Origin of the sequence: Phormidium pseudopriestleyi FRX01, assembly GCF_017313335.1 — a bacterium.
GTDB lineage: Bacteria > Cyanobacteriota > Cyanobacteriia > Cyanobacteriales > Laspinemataceae > Laspinema > Laspinema pseudopriestleyi.
The window spans coordinates 1-17084 of sequence record NZ_JAFLQW010000456.1; the positions used below are offsets into that span (position 1 = coordinate 1).

A 17084-nucleotide genomic window follows, 5' to 3' on the forward strand; every position below is an offset into this window, starting at 1 on the left:
AACTGTTTAATATTGGTACTTACGAAGGTCGGCAAAGATACTTTAAAGACAAAAGTGCGGTTAAATATCCTGACTTGTACAAAATCGCCAAAAGTAACGAAGATTACGGGTTGCTCTACTCACAAGTCGCGCAACAATCTCTTAAATCTGTAGCTGAATCTTTTAGCTCTTTCCGAGCATTGTCCAAGTTAGCTCATAAAGGAGAACTCAGCCAAAAGCCGAGATTACCAAGATATAGAACCAAAGGAGGAATGTACCCAATTTCTTATTAAAAGGGTGGAGATTTGTCGAGCAAGATGAATCTTACACTTCAAAATATAGATTCCTAGACCGAGACATAATGCCTGTGAAAGTCGGTGAAAAACCCGACAATTGGCAGCCATCGGGTAAACGAATTAAACGAGGCTTGTACCGTTCTGCTCAGGGACTAATCTTAAATGCAGATGTTAACGGGGCAGCCAACATCATCATCAAATCAAAGGTAGCCATAGACTCATTGATTGAGCGAGTGGGTAGTGGGTTATTGACTAACCCTTTAAGAATTAAACTTTGGGCGGATTCATCCCCCAAAATTTGTCCTTAAGAATCCCCGTGTCTTTAGACCGGGGAGTGTCAAAAAAAATTAATTGTTGAGTTTTTTAACACAATTGGATCGTTTGATGGAAAATTTAACCCACCTTCGATACAATCATCCAAAACCTGTGCGTTTGCCTACTCATTTAGATTATAATGTCAAGCTGAAGGGAATTTTTCAGTTTGACATCGGATTGAGTCAAGCCAAGGCGCTGATGCCTGATTCGCTTGAAGCGAATCAATTAATGTTCAACCCAACCCATCAGCAAAAACGCAGGAGTGCCAAGCCAGGGGCGATTAGTTTGGTTTACGATCGATAAGCTAGAGGTAATAGAATAATGGGGCAACTGGACAATCAACCGGAAAACTCGACAAGCAGTAACACTAAAGAAATCGAAGCCCTTCTGAGTTCCATGACCCAGGAGCTTCGAGATATTCAGCAAAATATCGTCGTTCAGTTGGCTCGGGACATGGCACGACTGCAAGCGGAACAATCCCGCCTGACTGCTGATATTCAAAAGCTGCAAAATCAACAGCAGCAAATACAATCGAAGCAAATGCAGGGGGGAGCGGGACGTCCGATGCAACAGCAGCAGTGGACAAAGCAACTGGCGCAAGTGATGGCCTCCCAACTCCAACAAGAATTGAGTGAGCGGTTGAAGGAAATGGTGGCTCCACCGCCCCCATCGCAATCCTTAACGACCCTAGACCCGAATATTGGAATGTCGTCGGCGCAGACGGGAAACTTGGATGAAAATGCCTATCGGTTGTTGGCATCGTTAGATACGACCCTGAACACCACCTTTAAAAATCTGCAACAGGAACTGAGTAGCTATCAAAGCTCGTTGTCCCAGCAACTGGGGCGAATGCACTCGTTGCAGCAACAAGGGGAAGTGATTTTAGAAACATTGGTCGATCGCCTGATCGAGCAATTGCAGTCAGAAGCAAGCAACGTTCAGACCACCGCAGAGATTGTCTCGAACCGCAGACAGGGACTGCCCGTGGGGACTCCAACCAACCGAGGCGATCGCCCGGAAGGAACCGGGACTCAAAGCGATCGCAATGCCGCAGAAAAAGCGGCGATGGCGGAAGTCCGGACCGCTACCCCAGCGACACCAGTCCCCAGCCCTCCTGTTGAAAGTAATATCTTTTTAACCGGGTTGATCCTGGCCTTGCTGTCCTCGATTATCATTTCCTTCCAAAACATCATCACCCGGGCGATTCTGAGTCCTCAGTCCCTCTTTGGATTGTGGTCAGGACAAGTCCTCTCTCCTGGAGCGGGAAATTCCCTGTTAATTCTAGGGATGCGGATGTTATTTGTGGTTCCGCTCATGGGATTTATTCTGGCCCCAATTTTGTATCCCAATACCTGGCGGGATATCAAACAACTGGCCAATCCTGAAAAGCGGGGGTCCGTCTGGATCGTCATTGGCAGTGGCTTATTTCTGTTTATGTCCCAGTTTTTTATCTATATCGCTCTGGGAAATATTCCGACAGGGGTTGCCATTACCTTGTTCTTTATTTTCCCCCCCGTCACTGCCGTCTTGGCATGGATCATGTTTGGTGCCAGACCGAGCTTTATCTTTGCCTTAGCTACCGTGACGATTTACCTGGGATGCTTCCTGACGGTTTCTGGCCGACTCACTGGAGGCGCACCGGATGGGAATTTGGGCCTAGGAATTGGGACGGCGATCGCCTCGGGGTTGACCTTTGCCGGTTATGTTATTTTGACCCAACTCAGTGCCCGCAAGCTGAAATTGCATCCGGCACCGTTTAGCGTCATTAACTTTTCCGTGATTTTAATCTTGGCGATTCCCTTCGTGATTTTGGGTTCTGGCGAAGGCAACTTCTTTACCTGGAATGTGTTACAGGAGAATTGGACCGGGTTATGGATTGGCAGTATTGCTCTGGCGACAACCACCTTGATTGGTTATGCCTTGAATAACTTTGCGATTCCCATGATTGGTGCACCATTAGCATCGGTGGTGGCGGCAACGGGTCCGGGATTAACCAGTTTAATGGCGTTGCTGTTTATTGGTGAAGGACTCGGGCTGAATGAGTGGCTCGGGGTGTTCATTGTGACCCTGTGGGTGCTCGGAATTAGCGTTGATAACATGAATAAGCAAAAGAAACCGGCCCCTGTGGCCCCAGCTCCAGCAAAACAAGGAGCCTAGAGCAGTTCCAAGGAGTGTAGAGACGTTCGGCACTGAGCGTCTTTGCTGCGGTGAACCTCTCAAAAAAGGGGAAAAAGAAAACCAGCGATCGGGCGATCGCTGGTTTTCTTTTTCTTTTAAATGTCCGTTCTGTGAGAACGGAGAGGGAGGGATTCGAACCCTCGTTAAAGTTACCCCTAAACAGCATTTCCAGTGCTGCGCCTTCAACCGCTCGGCCACCTCTCCAGAGAACTGGGGTTTATGCAAATTTATACCCACAAGAATATTATCCTAGCAGAACCCATTCGGTTTTGCAAACCCTTTGACAAAAAAAAAATTTATCCCGGAATTCGGTCAGGGTTCGAGCGGGGACAATGACCGATGGGCCTGGGTTTGGGGAATTATGAATCAATTGGCATCCCAGGGAGTGGGTAGATCCGGATATCAAAAATAGCGTAACCTAAGCATTAGATCCTTTGGTCGAATCCCGAAATTATTCCTGAGCCACACCATGACCCGTTCTTATCGCATCACCATCCATAATCGTCAGAATGGCAGCCGCCAAACCGTTGAAGTCCCCGAAGACCGCTATATTTTGCAACATTGTGAAAACAAAGGGGTTGACCTGCCGTTTTCCTGTCGGAATGGGGCTTGTACCACCTGTGCCGTGCGCGTCCTCTCCGGAGAAATCCATCAACCGGAGGCAATGGGACTCTCTCCAGCCCTGCGCGATCGCGGATATGCACTCTTGTGTGTCAGCTATCCCCGTTCCGACTTAGAAGTAGAAACCCAAGATGAAGATGAAGTCTACTACCTACAATTTGGGCGTTATTTTGGCAAAGGTAAGGTCCGTTTTGGACTGCCTTTAGACGAAGACTAAACCCGATTGGGAGCAGGATCTATGAAAATTTTCCGTTGTCCGGTATCCTGGATTGGACTTTTGTTCCTGGTTAGCTGTTCGTTCCCGGTTCCTTCCGAACAGGTACAAGTCCAGGTTGAGCGGGTCATCAGTGGCAACACCTTAGAAGTGCGCGACTTGAGTGCATCAGGCTCTGCCCTGAAACGAGTCCGGTTAATTGGCATTGAGGCACCGGATTTGCAGCAAAATCCTTGGGGAAATGCGGCCAAACAGCAACTTGAACGGCTGATTGAGGGGCAGACCCTGTTATTAGAATGGGATATAGAGAAGGAAGACGGATACGATCGCCAATTTGCTTATCTCTGGCGCGATGGGAAACTGGTCAATGAAGAACTCATTGCCGGGGGATATGTTTTGGCTGCCGTGCGATCGCCCAACCTCAAATACGATCGCCGCTTTACTCAGGCGCAAGAACAGGCCAGAATTATGGGACAGGGAATTTGGGATTTCCAGACCCCCTTGCGCGTGCATCCCAGTGACTTTCGTCAGAACCGGCCCTAAATCCTGAGTTCAAATTCTTCTGCTCAACGCTCAACTGTCAAGTTTAAAATTTTCATGACTCATACCCCCAAACAACTCCAAATCTTTCTCGATATTGCCACCGAAGCGGCCCTCGATGCTGGGGCGATCGTTCAATCCTACTGGGGGAACTTAAATGCGATCGAAGAAAAAGGACGACCCGGGGATCTCGTCACTGCCGCAGATAAAGCCTCGGAGAAAGCCATTTTAGAAGTCCTCAGACGCCACGTTCCTGAACATGGCATCCTCGCCGAAGAAAGCGGCAAACTCGGAGATAGCACCAGCCAGTATCTGTGGGCGATCGACCCCTTGGATGGCACCACTAATTTTGCCCATCAGTATCCCCCCTTTGGCGTCTCTATCGGATTATTAATTGATGGCATCCCCCAAGTGGGAGTAGTATTTGACCCCTTCCATAACGAATTATTTCGAGCCGCTACGGGACTCGGTGCCACCCGGAACCGGCAACCGATTCGCGTCTCCCAAACGGCAGAATTGCGAAGTAGCTTATTAGTCACGGGGTTTGCCTACGATCGCCGGGAAACCCCAGATAATAACTATGCCGAATTTTGTCATCTGACTCACCTCACCCAAGGAGTCCGGCGTAGCGGATCGGCTTCCATTGACCTGTGTTACGTCAGTTGTGGACGTTTGGATGGATACTGGGAACGAGGGCTATCTCCCTGGGATTTGGCCGCTGGGGTGGTTATTTTATCGGAAGCGGGGGGAAAAATCACCGCCTACGACGGCAGTCCCTGGAAAATTGAATCGGGACGAATTTTAGCCACCAATGGGAAACTGCACGAGAGTCTCAGTCAGGAACTCCTCCAAGTTACACCCTTAGAACGGTGGGCGAATCCCTAAGTTCAGTCTCGTCCTCATCAGAGGAGGCTCAAGCTTCAAGGGACACCTAGGGTATCAATGCCTAATGGTGATAGCGATCGCCCTGCAATGACAAGGGCGAAGTACACTAAAGATAAGATTACAGCCAGGGGATGGGCATATTACTATGTCTTTTAACATCAAGCAAGGCTTATTTCAATTTGATTTCGAGGACCACCATGCCATTTTGGGGGTGCCACTGGATGCGGATTTTAATACAATCCGTAAACGCTATATGCTCATAGCAAGGCGACTTCATCCAGACAGTTCTAAAGCCGAAAGTCCGGCGGATAAAAAACTCGCCACTCAGATTTTGTCAAAATTGGCAAATCCGGCTTACAGCAAACTCACCAACGACAGCACTCGTGCGGAACATGGTGTTTTGCTAGGGATGATGGGCAAACGATTAGTGCAGGAAAAAGACAAAGTTAAGCTCAAGAGTGAAGCGGCTCAACAGTTATTAAAATCCCAAAATCTGGAAACGGACTATCAAGAATCCGTCGCCAATCTGGGTAAACAGGCCTATGAAACCCTGAGTCAAACTCTGGAGACAATTGCACAAATCAGCGAGCTAAATTTAGTCTATCTGCAACGCAAAGAAAGCCAAGGGGAAACAGTGGGTAAAGCGGCTTCTGATAAAAAAACGGGCAAAGCGGCTTCTGGGAAAAAGAAAGCTCAAGAGAGTCCAACTCAACAACCTGTGGCAGCGTCAGCGACGGCAGATGCTGAAAAATCGGCTCCCTCAAAAATCGAAAACTATTGCCGTCGGGCGGAAAATTTCCTCGCCGGGGGAGATTTCGATGGGGCAGTTAATGAGTTAAAAGAAGGGTTGAAAATTCAACCTAAAAATAGCCGTGCGCATGGATTGCTCGGCCAAGCGTATCTGAAGAAGAATCAGGCTACCTTGGCTAAAGTCCATATCAATCAAGCCCTGAAGTTGAATCCGAAAGAAGAATCAGCTTTAGACGCGCAAAAAGACCTGCAAAAGCAGATTCAAAAAGCGGCGAAAGAGAAAGACAAGAAATCTCCGATCGCAGCTTTCTTCAGTAGTTTGTTGGGTGGGAAAAAGAAAAAATGATTCATCAACCTCCAGCCGGGGCCCGGGATTTACTGCCCCTTGACGTGACCCAGAAACGCTGGATTGAAAAGCGGCTGCGCCCGGTATTTGAAGGGTGGGGGTATCACAGGATTATTACCTCAACGGTAGAACGGTTAGATACCCTCATGGCTGGAGGCGCGATCGCCCAGTCAACGGTGATCCAACTTCAGGAACGGGAGGAGGATAGCCCCTTGGCCCTGCGTCCCGAACTGACCGCCTCGATCGCCCGCACTGCGGTCACCCGGATGACGGACACGACATTTCCTCAACGGCTTTATTACAATGCCAATGTATTTCGTCGGGGCAAAAACAACTCCCACGGTAGCCAGCAGGAATTTTATCAAGCGGGGGTAGAACTCCTGGGGGTGGGCGGATTGCTGGCTGATGCAGAAATCTTATTGCTCTTGCAGGACTGTTTGCAGAGTCTGGGACTGCGCCAATGGCGGCTGATTTTAGGTGAATCTGGGTTAACTCGCTCGTTGCTGCGGACCTTCCCAGACCCGCTGAAAGATAAAGTCCGGCAGGCGATCGCCCATCTCGATCGCCTCACCCTCGAAGCCCTACCTTTAACCCCAGAACAGCAGGAAAGGGCCTTGTTTTTGTTAGATCTCCGGGGTCGTCCCGAGGATGTCTTGCAGCGGGTGGGGGAATTAGAATTAGAACCTGCGGAACGGGAAACCCTGGAAAATCTCAAATCCTTAATTGACTTGTTAGACGAATCCAATCACAGCAACGGGTCCACAACTGTAGCCCCTATCCTGGATTTGAGTCTGATTCAACCGATGGATTACTACACCGGCATCGTCTTTGAAGTCGTCAGCGAAACCGAGTTCGGACCGCAATCCCTCGGACAGGGAGGGCGTTACGATCGCCTCTTAAGCCTCTATCATCCGCAAGGGGAAATGATTCCAGGGATTGGCTTTGCCCTCAATTTAGAAAACTTGCATCAGGTGCTGCTGCCGACGGGTCAACTGCCGACAACAACGCCAGCCACTCAGACTTTAGTGGTCCCCACCAACCCTCGTGCCTACGCTGCTGCCTTTGCTCACGCGCAAACCCTGCGTCAGAATGGGGAGTACATCCCTGTCGAACTGGATCTGTCTCCCCAATCCAGTCAGTCAGCGATTCGCCAATATGCACGCGATCGCCGGATTGCCCAAATTGCCTGGATTGAAGGGGATGGGAAAGTTGAAATTGAAATCGTCGGATAACCAAAGCATCTAACGAATCCAGGGTGTGTTCCTAGGGGGAGGAACCCTCAAAATTGGAATCAATTTGTAGGAGTTAATTGATGATTAGGGTTGCGATTGCGCTCACCATAGGAATAGGGATAGGGATTGGGATTAGCAAAGTCACTCCAAGGCTGTCCCGGGCGATCGCTCGCAAATTTCGGCCCCCCAACCCGAGCCCGGGCGGCGCGGGGGCCTTGGAACCGCAGTTCCTGAAGCTGATCGCCCAGATGGATGTGGGGGTTGTGTTGACCGGACCTAAATCCGAGGTTCTCGTCACCAACCCCGTTGCCTTGATCCTGCTGAGTCTGGATGAAGCGGCAGTCATTAACGGGGAATTATTCTCTAACAATCCTCACCTCTTACAAGAAGACTGTACCCCTTTTGCACCGGGGAAATGTCCCGTGATGGAGGCGATCGCCACTCAATCCCCCACTCAAGTGATCATCGGAATCGGGGTTCATTCTCCACTCACTCCCAATCCCAGTCGCATCCCGGACTCCGCCCCCCACTGTGACGGGGAAATGGATTGCGCTAAATGGTTGCTGGTTCATGCCAATCCTCAAATCGCCCCGAATGGCCGAGTCGAACAAGTCCTCTGTACCTTTAGCAATATCACCGAACAAAAACGTGCTGAAGCCTCCTTGCGGCGACGGGAGAATCGCCTGCGTCAATATAGTGGGGTTCTAGCCGAGTTAGCCAAAAGTCCGACGCTCAACCAGGGGGACTTGCAAGCCTCCCTAGAACAAATCACTGAAGCGGTAACCCAGGCCCTGCAAGTCGAACGAGCTAGTATCTGGTTATATACCAAAGACCGCAGTGCTATTCGCTGTATCGAACTTTACGAACGGTCCCCCGAGAAACATTCGGCTGGAATAGAACTCACCGCCGTTGACTATCCGATGTATTTTCAAACCATCGAACAGGAACGGATATTGGCGGCGGATGATGCTCAGGAAGACCCCACAACCCGAGAATTTACCCCCGGTTATCTGATTCCCTTGGGGATTACCTCCATGTTAGATGCACCGATTCGGGTGGGGGGACAAATGGTGGGGGTCGTCTGTCTCGAACATATTGGCCCCTCTCGCGAATGGCGGGTAGAAGAGGAAAACTTTGCCGCGTCCCTAGCTGATTATGTCGCCTTGGGGTTAGAAGCCAGCGATCGCGCTCAAGCTAGACTCAACTTAGAAAAAGCCCTCGATCGCCTGCAAGCTGTATTAGATACCGTCCCTGGATGTGTCTCTTGGATTGGGTCAGATTTGCACTATATCGGCGTCAACCGCTACCTGGCGAATCTGTTTGGGCGATCGCCTTCAGATTTTGTCAATCAGTCCGTCGGATTTCTGCAAACCCGTCAAGAATTTTCCAACTTTTTACAGCAATTTTTTGCAAGTTCTCTTCATAAAAACACCGGAGAAATTGGCTTAGATATTGAAGGTAACCTGCGCCAATATTTGGTGGGAGTCGAAAAATACAATCAGGGAAAATCAGCAGTTTGTGTAGGAATTGATATCACTGACCTCAAAGCAACCGAACAAGCGCTGCGACAAGAACGGGCTTTACTTCGGTCTTTAATTGATTCTATTCCGGATTTAATTTTCTATAAAGATAAACAAAGGGTATATCAGCGGGTCAATAAAGCGTTTCAACTCTTCGCCGCCCGAGAGGAAAGCCAGATTGTGGGCCAAACCGATGAGCAACTATTTTCGGCAGAGGCGGCGAAAACTTGTGCCGAAATTGACCAACGCATTTTGGCTGAAGGTCAACTATTGCGAGTGGAGGAACAACTTAACCACCTCAATGATAATACCACCTGGCTCGAAACAATTCAAACTCCCTTTGTTGACCCAAATGGGGAAATTGTCGGGATGATTGGAATTAGTCGAGATATTACTGAACGCAAGAATGCAGAAACGGCGCTGCAACAGTCTAAAGATGAACTAGAACGGCGGGTGGAGGAACGGACGGCTTTTTTAAAGGAAGCCAACGATCGCCTGCAAGTTGAGGTAACTCGTCGGGAACAGGTTCAAATTGCCTTAAAAGCGAGCAAAGACCGACTCCGCCAATGCTTAATTGCGGCCCGGATGGGAACCTGGGATTGGGATATTCTCAATCATCAACTCACTGGTTCTGCTGAAATGGAAGCCCTTTATGGTTTCGTTCCGGGGACGTTTGATGGGAACTATGACACCTATTTACAAGCGATTGATCCGGATGATAGAAACCGGGTTGAAGAGGCGATCGCCGAGATCTTCTCCTCCACCTCAGAACGGTTTGAAATTGAACAACGCATTCGCCTGGAAACGGGGGAATTGCGCTGGTTGAGCGCTCAAGGGGAAGTGATTCGCGATGCCACCGGACAAGCGATTAGAAGCATTGGGACCGTGATGGATATCAGCGATCGCAAGCAAGCACAACTCGCCCTCCAAGAGGCTGCCTACGCTGCGGAAATGGCCAATCGGTCTAAAAGTATGTTCCTCGCCAATATGAGCCATGAATTACGAACACCGCTGAATGCGATTATTGGCTATAGCGAAATGCTGCAAGAAGAAGCCGATGATTTTGGCTATACGGATTTGATTGCGGATTTGGAGAAAATTCGCACCGCAGGCAATCATCTGCTGGTGTTAATTAACGATATTCTGGATATCTCCAAAATCGAAGCCGGAAAAATGGATTTGTATTTGGAGGATTTTAATATCGATGAGTTGATTGAGAATGTGGTGAGTACCGCTCAACCCCTGCTGGAACGAAATGAGAATACCCTTCGGGTGGAGTGCGATCGCAGTTTGGGGACGATGTATGCCGATCTGACGAAAGTTCGTCAAATTCTGCTTAATCTTCTCAGCAATGCCGCCAAATTTACTAAAGATGGTCAGATTACCCTCTCCGTTGGCTTATTTTGTCACATAAACATGGCTACTGCCTCTGCCGCTACCGAGACATCCTCCGATTGGATTCAGTTTGCGATCTCCGATACCGGCATCGGCATTACCCCTGAGCAACGGCAGCATCTGTTCAAACCCTTTATGCAAGGCGATGCCTCAACCACAAGGGAGTATGGTGGCACAGGATTAGGACTCGCCATTAGTCAACGCTTCTGTCAAATGATGGGAGGCGAAATCTCGGTAGAAAGCCAACCCCTGTGCGGGGCCTGTTTTACCGTACTCCTCCCCTGTGAAGTGGTTGCTCCCTAGTCCTAGGGACTCTTTGCTCATGCCGTCCCTTTTTCGATTAAGATCCAAGATTGATAGCTCAGTCTGTTCTGGACTGGACAATTAAACCGTAAGAGAGGGAACGCCGTGCCACATACCATAGTAACCAACACCTGCGAAGGCGTCGCCGATTGTGTCGATGCCTGTCCCGTTGCCTGCATTCATGAGGGTCCGGGGAAAAATGTTAAGGGGACCGATTGGTATTGGATTGATTTTGCCACTTGTATTGACTGCGGCATCTGTGTCCAAGTTTGCCCGGTAGAAGGGGCGATCATCGCGGAAGAACGACCGGAACTCCAGCAGACGCCGCAATAAATAAGGAGTGAAATGGCGATCGCATTCGATCACAGAGGTGGCACATGATTGGGCGGATTTGGCAACAATTGGTTAGGTTGTTTCGGGCGATTGTGGGAGGGTTAAAAGGTTCATCCCAGCGGTCTGAATTGGAACCCAGACGAGACATTCACCCCCTAAGTGATTCCGAATTAGAGCATTATTTTCTCCAGTTGCTTGATGGCATTCATAACGGTTGGCAGCAAGTTAAGGTGCGGCGATTTTTTGAAGCCTTCAGCGATCGCGTGACTGATGAGCGCTGGAGCACATGGTTACGTCAATTTGGTGGCCGTTTACTGGCTTCTCCCGCCACTAATCACGAATTGGCACACCGATTGCAGCGTCTCGGGGAACTCGGATATGGGTCCGTTAGTACCGAGGCTCGTCAAATTGCAACGCAGTTATTGGCAAAGGAAGCACCCTCAGACATTCACCGCCCCACACCCACTCAAAACGAGGAACTGCCGCAGAATGCTGAAGCGACAGGGACTCAAACTGCGTCAACGGAGTTGAATCTCTCAGAAATATCCAATCCGGTGGAGAGTTCCGACAATGCGACACCGGAGTTAGTAGCAGAATCAGCTCAATTAGAAACTACTCCGGCATTAGCGGTGAGTTTGGATGAGTTGGGGACGATTCAAGAGCAAGAAACACCTCTGGGGATTCAACCTCTGGATGAACCTTTGGATGTGAACGGATGGTTTACCCGAGGGGTGGAACGGTTGGAAGCGGGGGACGATCGCGCCGCCCTGAATGCCTTTAATCGCGTGATTGAACTTGAACCCAATCATGCTGGCGCTTGGATGAATCGAGGCAATGCCTTGTTTAATTTAGAACAAGCTGAAGATGCTCTATCGGCTTATGATCGCGCCATTGAACTTCGCCCGGATGATGGGTTTTCTTGGGGTGCGCGCGGGGATGCCCTTTATGATTTAGAACGCATTGATGAGGCATTAATCAGTTGGAATAAATCTTTAGAATTAAAGCCAGATAATCCGGAAGTTTGGTATAATAAAGGGTTGGCTTTGGGGATTAATTTAGGCCAATGGGAGGAGGCTTTAACCAGTTTAGAGCAGGCGATCGCCCTCAATTCCAATGATGTACAATTTTGGTTCTATCGAGGGATTGCTCTGTCTAGTTTAAATCAGTTAGAAGAGGCATTAACCAGTTGGGATAAGGTCTTAGAAATTAAACCTGACTTTCGCGATGCTTGGATTAATAAAGGGGTGGTTTTGCAAAAACTGGGCCGCTATTCCGAGGCGATCGAGGCCAATAATCAGGCGATCGGCTTATTGTCGCACTAGAGGGGAGACCGCCAATCGAGAGACGGGAGGACTTACAATAGTAGGTTTTTCACGCTTAAGAACAGCGACGGTCCCCGGACCTTGGCAAGGGGAGGGTTAGGGTGGGGTCCTCTCCCCGGACCTTGGCAAGGGGAGGGTTAGGGTGGGGTTCCCCTTGACGTGGCGATCGCCTGAGTTACGCACTCAAAGGAAGCGATCGCGCCTGTATGAAGCCGGGTGCCAACCTCTTTCTTCGTGACCTGCTTAAGCACGTCACGAGGACACTCCACCCACTAATTCTTCCGGACGTGGCTTTGCCACGTCAAGGGGAACCCCACCCTAACCCTCCCCTTGCCAAGGTCCGGGGACCGTCGCTGTTCTTAAATGTGAGGCAAATCCCCCTGAACATAAAAAACCTACTGTTGTAAGGGTGGGGAGGATGGGGGAGGTGGGGAGGATGGGGGAGTTTGTCGTAACGACTTCAGTCGTTTCCCCCTATCTCCCCTATCTCCCCTATCTCCCCTATCTCCCCTATCTCCCCTATCTCCCCTATCTCCCCATCCTTTTACCCTACATCTTCGTTCCGCATTCAGGGCAGAAGTGATTGATAGAGGCATTTTTTGCCCCACAATTGCTACAGTAAACCAACTCAACCTGCAAATCTTTTTGTTTGAGTTCGGGTAAACCCAGCATTTGAGCATTACTCTTGCCCGGGGCTACCATTGGATAGCAATTTTCGTTACGGGTGACCTGGACATCGAGGACAAACGGTCCATCATGGGCCAGCATTTCAGCGATCGCATCCTCAAGTTCGTCTCGGGTTGATACCACCTTCCCTTTCAGGCCATAAGCCTGACAGAGTAAGGGAATATCCGGCATTCCCACCTCCATATTCGAGGACGAGTAGCGTTCCCCATAGAAGGTTTCTTGCCACTGACGGACCATCCCCTGCCAGCCATTATTGATGATCACAATTTTGACTTTAATGCCGTACTGGGCGATCGTTCCCAGTTCTTGCAAGTTCATCTGGAAGCTGGCATCGCCACTGATACAGATAGTTTGTTGATCAGGTAGCGCCACTTGGGAACCCATCGCCGCTGGAACTCCAAACCCCATTGTGCCTAATCCTGCACTGGAAATCCATCGTCGGGGACCATTTTTCAGGAACTGTGCGGCCCACATTTGATGCTGTCCCACGTCGGTGGTGTAGTAGGCATCCGGTGCTTGCCGTCCCACTTCCACGATCACCTCTTGGGGAGAGAGGGCCGTTTCTGGATGGGGAACCAACAAGGGATAATCTTCCCGCCAGCGCTCAATTCGTCCTAACCACTCTTTGGTTTGACTGACATCGGCAATATCTCCAGTTTCCCGCAGGCGACGCAGCAGATCCATGAGCACTTGCTGCACATCTCCGACGATGGGAACTTCCGGTCCCCGGTTTTTGCCCACCTCTGCGGGGTCAATATCGATATGAATGACTTTGGCGCGGGCGGCAAACTCATCTAGCTTCCCGGTAACGCGATCGTCAAAGCGAGCACCGACGGCAATCAGTAAATCGCATTCACTCACGGCAAAATTCGCGTAGGCGGTGCCATGCATTCCTAACATTCCCAAGGAGAGGGGATGATGTTCATCAAAGGCCCCGATGCCCATTAGGGTAGTCGTCACTGGAATCTGAAAATGTTCGGCGAGTTCTTTAATGCAGTCATGCGCACTGGCGGTGATCGCCCCTCCACCGACATACAGTAAGGGTTTTTTGGCTTGGCGAATTAACTCGATCGCCTGATTAATTTGCCGGGGATTCCCTTTCACCGTCGGTCGATATCCGGGTAATTTAATACTAGACGGTTCCACCGGCACATAGTCAAACTCTTCCAAACCCACATCTTTGGGGATATCAATCAACACCGGCCCAGGTCTGCCGGTACTGGCAATATGAAACCCTTCCGCCACAATCCGCGCCATATCCCGAGGGTCGCGCACCACATAAGAGTGTTTGACAATCGGTAAGGTAATTCCATAAATATCCGTTTCCTGGAAGGCATCCGTCCCGATCGCTGCACGCGGCACCTGTCCAGTAATCACCACCATTGGAATCGAATCCATGTGGGCGGTGGCAATCCCGGTGACTAAATTAGTTGCCCCCGGACCGGATGTCCCAAAGCAAACCCCCACCTTGCCGGTGGCCCGAGCATAGCCATCCGCCGCATGAGAAGCGCCTTGTTCATGGCGAACTAAAATATGCTGGACATCCCCTGCGGCTTCAAACCGATACAGTTCATCATAAATCGGTAAAATCGCCCCACCCGGATAACCAAAAATATGTTGGACTCCGTGACGCTTGAGACTATCCATCAACGCATAAGCGCCGGTTCTACGGGTGGGAACCACGACGGGTTTTGTTTTTCTGTCTGATCTGCTTTCTGAAAGCATTGGCAAACCTCATGTACTCTATGGGAATAGTTGTAAATCCCCCGCTCTTGAGACCGGGGAAGAAAAATAACTCAAGGGAGTAGCTATTTCCCGACCTGGTGAAGAACGGGTTACGGACGCTACTATAAAAGTTTCTATTTTCATCATGCCTTAAGAGTTAATGAAATATAATGTTTTTTTGTTGAGATTTTGGCTCTAGCTTCTCATTTAGACGACTCCAACCGACTCTGGCCCTTATCCAAGCCCCTAAGTCAGAGACTTTACATTTAAGATTACGAACGGTCCCCGGACCTTGGCAAGGGGACCGTCGCTGCTCTTATGCGTAAAAACCCTACTGTTGTAAGGGGGTCCCTCTCCCCATCAAACCCTCCGCCTCCTCAAGACACAGGGAAGCGGACCCGGGGTGACGATTCCCGGCTGATTGAGATAGAACTCAGGGCATTGGGTTGGAAATGAACTGTCAGTTTATCAAATTAACCGACTTCAAGCCACTGCAGCGAAGCGATTTCTGTGGGAGGCGGTTGAGAAACTGAGGAAACAGCACTTTCGTTGTGACTGAGGGGCAGTTGGCGAAGATTATTCGATTGGTTAGACCCGAACGGAATTTCAATGATAAACTCAGTGCCGCGACTGGGGTGCGACTCACATCGAATTCGTCCCTGATGTTTTTTGACGATAATTTCATAGCTAATTGCCAATCCCAATCCCGTCCCTTCTCCCACTTCCTTGGTGGTAAAAAATGGGTTGAAAATCTGAATTTGAAGTTCTGGGGGAATTCCTATCCCATTATCTGTAATTCGAATTGCCACTGCCTCACCTTGAAGTTCAGTTTTAATGCTGATTTTCCGGGGAACTGTCTCACCGTCATCAGAAATGGATTGACTTGGAGAGAGTTGCGGGCGATCGCTCACGGCATCGATCGCATTCGTTAAAATATTGATAAACACCTGATTGAGTTGTCCCGGATAACACTCGATTGGCGGTAACTCTCCATACTCCTTGATCAGTTCAATCTGACTCTCATCCAAGCGATGTTGCAGCATCCCCAGAGTGCTGTCAATCCCTTCATGGATATCCGCTTCTTTTCTGTCCGATTCATCCATGCGCGAAAAATTACGCAAATTGACGACGATTTCGCGAATGCGATCAGATCCTCCTCTGATGGAAGACATTAATCGAGGCAAGTCTTCCCGAACAAATTCTAAGTCTAGGGATTCCCTAAAATCTTGAATTGTAATCGGCAGTTCTGGAAAGGCTTGTTCGTACAGTTCTACTAAGGTTAATAATCCTTCTGCATATTCAATAAAATGAGTCAGGTTTCCCGAAATAAAACTGATGGGATTGTTTATTTCATGGGCAATTCCCGCTACCAGTTGCCCGAGACCGGACATTTTTTCACTTTGGACTAATTGCGCTTGGGTTTGTTTGAGATGCTCTAAGGCTTCCGTCAGTTCTTGGGTCCGCTCTTGGACTCGGAATTCCAACTCTTTATTATACTGTTTGGTTAGCTCGACTTCATAACGCTTGCATAAGTTATGATAAGCATTCGAGTGATACCGAAGTCGGGCAATTAGCTCAATTTTGTCGGGAATTTTAATTAAGTAATCATTGGCTCCCGAAGCAAATGCTTCGGCTTTTTGTTCGGGTTCTTCCTTTGTAGAGAGAACCACAATGGGAATGTCACGAGTCGCTGGATTGGCTCGAAAAAAGCGCAAAAGCATCAACCCATCAACTTCCCCCATGACTAAATCTTGTAAAATCACTGTGGGCTGAACTTGCGTGGCAATTTGAATGGCTTCATCCGGATCGGTACAAGAATAAAATTCAATATCTTTTTCAGTTGCCAACATCCGCCGAATGGCTTCCCCGACAATCGGCTGATCGTCTATCAATAAAATTGAGACAGGTTGAACTGAAAGTTCTTTAATCATGGCTTCTCCGGGAGTTGCACTGAAATTTTGAGGGAGGGAACGTAAAGCGATCGCTGGATTTATCTTGATTGATTCTTCACTCATGACCCTGGATTGCATTTAAGTTCCTCAGATAAAATTTACAACCAGTTTAAGGGGGTAATTCAAATTTCAATCGGACAACACTTAAAGAGTAGAGTTCGATGATTTATTAATCCCTTCTTTTTAGTGTTTTATACTCGGACATACTTTGTCATCTATCTCTAGGGGTAGAAAGATAATGTCAGGTTTCCAGTTTAACCCGAAAATATCATTGAATTAGGATAACATCGGTAGCGATCACTACTGGATTTTGTGAAACCCTTAGAATAGCAAGTCAATAGGGTCGTTATTTTTAGACTGTTCCGACTTGAAAAAAGTTCAAGTCACTCCAATTTATACCCCAGTTGATTAACTAAAGAAAGAAAGGAGGTTTCGGATTAGAGACTGAGGAGTTTTAGGGCGATCGCCTCGGGGGTTAAACTTTCTTGCAC

The 17084-nt window shown here is 49.0% G+C and carries 13 protein-coding genes, 1 tRNA gene and 1 pseudogene; 11 read left to right on the plus strand and 4 right to left on the minus strand.

The window, feature by feature from the left end; translation table 11 throughout:
* The 3 genes and pseudogenes from J0895_RS26030 to J0895_RS17040 form a co-directional block, all read left to right on the plus strand.
* Window positions 1-272, plus strand: a pseudogene (locus J0895_RS26030) (RNA-guided endonuclease InsQ/TnpB family protein); the annotation flags it as partial.
* A gap of 387 nt (window positions 273-659) precedes the next feature.
* On the plus strand, window positions 660-893 hold the full coding sequence (locus J0895_RS17035) for a hypothetical protein (protein ID WP_207089236.1): 234 nt from the start codon (window positions 660-662) through the stop codon (window positions 891-893).
* Window positions 894-911: 18 nt separating this feature from the next.
* Entirely contained in the window at window positions 912-2747 is a 1836-nt protein-coding gene (locus J0895_RS17040; protein WP_207089237.1) for a DMT family transporter, read from the plus strand.
* Between the two features lie 138 nt (window positions 2748-2885).
* Here the strand turns inward: J0895_RS17040 and J0895_RS17045 are convergent.
* A tRNA-Ser gene (locus J0895_RS17045) sits at window positions 2886-2972 on the minus strand.
* A gap of 265 nt (window positions 2973-3237) precedes the next feature.
* Here J0895_RS17045 and J0895_RS17050 point away from each other — a divergent pair.
* The 8 genes from J0895_RS17050 (at window position 3238) to J0895_RS17085 (ending at window position 12229) form a co-directional block, all read left to right on the plus strand.
* The gene (locus tag J0895_RS17050; protein WP_207089238.1) at window positions 3238-3606 is read left to right on the plus strand and encodes a 2Fe-2S iron-sulfur cluster-binding protein; all 369 of its coding nucleotides are present in this window, start codon (window positions 3238-3240) and stop codon (window positions 3604-3606) included.
* Between the two features lie 21 nt (window positions 3607-3627).
* A complete protein-coding gene (locus tag J0895_RS17055; protein ID WP_207089239.1) occupies window positions 3628-4146 on the plus strand; it encodes a thermonuclease family protein in 519 nt (172 codons plus the stop codon).
* Between the two features lie 54 nt (window positions 4147-4200).
* Window positions 4201-5028 (plus strand): inositol monophosphatase family protein, encoded by an 828-nt coding sequence (locus tag J0895_RS17060; protein ID WP_207089240.1) that lies wholly within the window; start codon window positions 4201-4203, stop codon window positions 5026-5028.
* Between the two features lie 145 nt (window positions 5029-5173).
* On the plus strand, window positions 5174-6124 hold the full coding sequence (locus tag J0895_RS17065) for a J domain-containing protein (RefSeq protein ID WP_207089241.1): 951 nt from the start codon (window positions 5174-5176) through the stop codon (window positions 6122-6124).
* The gene (locus J0895_RS17070) at window positions 6121-7356 is read left to right on the plus strand and encodes an ATP phosphoribosyltransferase regulatory subunit (protein ID WP_207089242.1); all 1236 of its coding nucleotides are present in this window, start codon (window positions 6121-6123) and stop codon (window positions 7354-7356) included. Before J0895_RS17065 ends, J0895_RS17070 begins: the two co-directional genes overlap by 4 nt.
* Window positions 7357-7436: 80 nt before the next feature.
* Entirely contained in the window at window positions 7437-10574 is a 3138-nt protein-coding gene (locus J0895_RS17075) for a sensor histidine kinase (protein ID WP_207089243.1), read from the plus strand.
* A gap of 105 nt (window positions 10575-10679) precedes the next feature.
* Window positions 10680-10907, plus strand: a complete 228-nt coding sequence (locus J0895_RS17080) for an indolepyruvate ferredoxin oxidoreductase subunit alpha (RefSeq protein WP_207089244.1) — start codon at window positions 10680-10682, stop codon at window positions 10905-10907.
* Window positions 10908-10951: 44 nt separating this feature from the next.
* Window positions 10952-12229, plus strand: a complete 1278-nt coding sequence (locus J0895_RS17085) for a tetratricopeptide repeat protein (protein ID WP_207089245.1) — start codon at window positions 10952-10954, stop codon at window positions 12227-12229.
* 137 nt (window positions 12230-12366) lie between these two features.
* Here the strand turns inward: J0895_RS17085 and J0895_RS26460 are convergent, their stop codons facing one another.
* From J0895_RS26460 to J0895_RS26465, 3 genes are all read right to left on the minus strand, one after another.
* On the minus strand, window positions 12367-12498 hold the full coding sequence (locus J0895_RS26460; RefSeq protein WP_277989858.1) for a hypothetical protein: 132 nt from the start codon (window positions 12496-12498) through the stop codon (window positions 12367-12369).
* A 280-nt stretch (window positions 12499-12778) separates the two neighbouring features.
* Complete coding sequence (gene ilvB / locus J0895_RS17090; protein WP_207089246.1) at window positions 12779-14641, minus strand: biosynthetic-type acetolactate synthase large subunit; 1863 nt, start codon at window positions 14639-14641, stop codon at window positions 12779-12781.
* Window positions 14642-15114: 473 nt separating this feature from the next.
* Complete coding sequence (locus J0895_RS26465) at window positions 15115-16656, minus strand: hybrid sensor histidine kinase/response regulator (protein ID WP_277989859.1); 1542 nt, start codon at window positions 16654-16656, stop codon at window positions 15115-15117.
* Between the last annotated feature and the right edge of the window lie 428 nt (window positions 16657-17084).